The 2,841-nt window shown below is 75.5% G+C and carries 3 protein-coding genes; all 3 read right to left on the reverse strand.

Translation table 11 applies throughout. From position 1 onward, the window contains the following. Window positions 1–405 precede the first annotated feature (405 nt). Window positions 406–699, reverse strand: coding sequence for a hypothetical protein (locus tag ACTUAL_RS07615; RefSeq protein WP_440899744.1), 294 nt, complete (start codon window positions 697–699; stop codon window positions 406–408). Window positions 700–912: 213 nt separating this feature from the next. Beyond that, complete coding sequence (locus ACTUAL_RS07620) at window positions 913–1,416, reverse strand: hypothetical protein (protein WP_440899745.1); 504 nt, start codon at window positions 1,414–1,416, stop codon at window positions 913–915. Window positions 1,417–1,729: 313 nt separating this feature from the next. Next, on the reverse strand, window positions 1,730–2,734 hold the full coding sequence (gene ligD / locus ACTUAL_RS07625; protein WP_440899746.1) for a non-homologous end-joining DNA ligase: 1,005 nt from the start codon (window positions 2,732–2,734) through the stop codon (window positions 1,730–1,732). Between the last annotated feature and the right edge of the window lie 107 nt (window positions 2,735–2,841).

Below are 2,841 nucleotides of genomic sequence, written 5' to 3' on the forward strand. Positions count from 1 at the left end.
TCGCCCTCCGGCGGGTCGGTGAGCGCCAGCACCTTGGCCGACTTGCCCGCCTCCATCCCCACCGCCGAGGCGGTGAACCACACCGGGGGCTGCCGACCCGCGTCGAGTTCAGCCCGCAGGTGGTCGAGGTCCTCGGGGGACAGACTCTGCTTGGCCTTGGCCATCGGCACCTCCACTGATCAACTTCTTCGGGGTGCAGCTTGCCCTACGGCACCGACATTCCCGGCGGGTGGCTGCCCCTCGCGCACGCGGGGACACCACTGTGCGACCGGGTGACTGCGGAGCGCAAGGAGGCGGTTGGCTTTGCGGCGCAAGGGAAATCGCGCCGGGCGGCGGCAGTGGCGCCGCGGGCGGCGGTCGAGTCCACAGTGGATGATCACCCGCGCGCGGCGGTCCGGCCCCCGCTCAGCCCTCGCCCGCGCCCCCGCACGCGCCGTCGCCGCCGTCCCCGCGCTCGCCCCCGACCTCGTCCTCGTCGTCGACGCGGAGCCGGTACTCGCACCCGTACTCGACGGCGTAGTGCAGGTCGTAGTGGTGCACGATCTTGGGCCCGCCGTGCAGGTGCACGTGCTTGACGGTCGGCCGGGGCTCGGGCCGGGGCCGCGCGACCGAGTCGACCCGCCCGTCGAGCGGCCCGCCGACGTACCGGACGACGTAGGAGTCCACCACCCTGCCCACCTCCTCGGGACCGACCGACAACCGGGTCCATGGTACGAGAGGAGCAGCGCCCGATCGACCGCCCGAACCGGACTTCCGCCGGTCGGCGCAACTCGTGCGCGGCCGTGAGCAGGGAGAACGCGGGGAGGGTCGGCGTGCCGCGCGACGCTCACCGGCTCGACGCCTCGGGCGCGCGGGGCGGGCGGGGCGGGCGGCGGGTGGTCGCGCTGGTCGGCCCCGGCGGGTCTCAGCCCGTCACTCGCCGATCTTCTTGGCGGACAGCGTGATCGCGGTCGAGCAGTCCACCACCTGTCCCGCCGGGACGCTCTGCGCGGTGGTCACCCAGTTCCGGTCGTACAGCAGGAGCCGCCCCTGCCCGGTGGCGTCCTCCTCGCGCAGCAGGTACAGCCCGGCCGCCTGCATGGTGTCCTGCGCGCCCTGGTGGACCATGCCCACCACGTCCGGCACCACGCAGGTCTCGACGGGGGACGGCTCGGGGAGCGGGGCGGGTTCCGCCGCGCTGACCGCCGCCGCGCCGACCGAGGTGGTGGGCGCGCCTGCCGAGGTCGTCGGCGCGCCCACCGGGGTGAGCCGCGCCGGGGCCGCGGTGGACGGCTCGGCGACCCCGCCCTCCGCCCCGGTGTCCCCGCCGCGCCCGTTCGCCACCAGGCCCAGCACGATCAGCGCCCCGACCACGCCCGCGACCCACAGCGCGGCGCGCGGCGGCTTCGACCCGTTCGACGGGAACTGCTGGACCACGGCGACCTCCAGGTGAGCGGAACACCCGGAGGTCGCGGACGACCGGACGGCCGTTACCGGCGCGACCCCGAACCCCGGCGTTCCCGCAGCTCGACACCGCAGGCTCCACCCGATCCAGCGACCCCGCCCGCACGCGACGGGGACCGCTCCGCCACTCGCCGACCGGCGATCGCCCGTGTCCGGTGGGGTCCTCCTCGCGCGGCGCGGAGGACCCTGCCGCGCGGACCGGCGCCCGACCCGAGCGCGGCGCAGGGGTTCTCCGGGGCCGCTGCGGCTGCGGTCCGCCCCGCGCGGCGGTCGACTCGGGACCGGGTCAGCCCTGCTCCGCCTTCCGCGCCTTCGACGGCTGCACCCGAGGCGGCTCCCCCGGCATTTTCGGGTAGTCCGGCGGGTACGGCATCTCCCCCCTGGGGTCGTCCGCGTACCACCCCAGCAGCTCCTCGATCCCGAACGCCTCCCCGTCCAGCCCGGCGTGCGGGTCGCCCACGTCCCGCAGGTAGTCCGGCACCGTGCGCACGTCGAACGCCACCGGGTCCACCTCGCCCAGCGACTCCCACGTCACCGGCGTCGACACGGTCGCGCCCGGCGTTCCCCGCACCGACCACGCGGACGCGATCGTCCGGTCCCGCGCCGCCTGGTTGAAGTCCAGGAACACCTTCCGGCCGCGCTCCTCCTTCCACCACGACGTCGTCGCCAGGTCCGGGGCCCTCCGCTCGACCTCGCGGCCCAGCGCGATCACCGCGTGCCGCACGTCCACGAAGTCCCACTCCGGCCTGATCCGCACCGCCACGTGCACCCCGCGCCCACCGGAGGTCTTCGGGTACCCGGTCATCCCCAGCTCCCCCAGCACCTCCCGCAGCACCCCCGCCGCCTCCACCGCCTCGCGGAACCCGGTGCCCGGCTGCGGGTCCAGGTCCACGCGCAGCTCGTCCGGGTGGTCGGTGTCGTCCGCTCGCACGGGCCACGGGTGGAAGTCGAGCGTGCCCAGGTTCGCCGCCCACGCCAGCACCGCCGCCTCGGTCGGCCTGACCTGCTCGGCGGGCCTGCCGGACGGGAAGCGCACGCCGACCACCCGCACCCACTCGGGCGCGCCCTTGGGCACCCGCTTCTGGTAGAACGCCTCCCCCGCCACCCCGTCGACGAACCGCGTCACCGTCGTCGGCCGGTCCCGCAGCACCGCCAGCAGCGGCTCCGCGACGGCCAGGTAGTACTCGACCACCTGCCGCTTCGTGATGCCCCGCTCGGGGAAGTAGACCTTGTCCGGGTTGGACACCCGCACCACGCGCTCGCCGACGGTGAGTTCCAGAGCCTGGGCCACGGCCGGAGCGTAGCGGCGGGGACCGACAGCGGCGCGGCGGAAGATCCGGGCCGAGGGTGGGGAAGGGCGAGATCAACGGGCCGGAGGTCGAAGCCGAAGCCGGGACC

It is taken from the genome of Actinosynnema sp. (genome assembly GCF_052038725.1).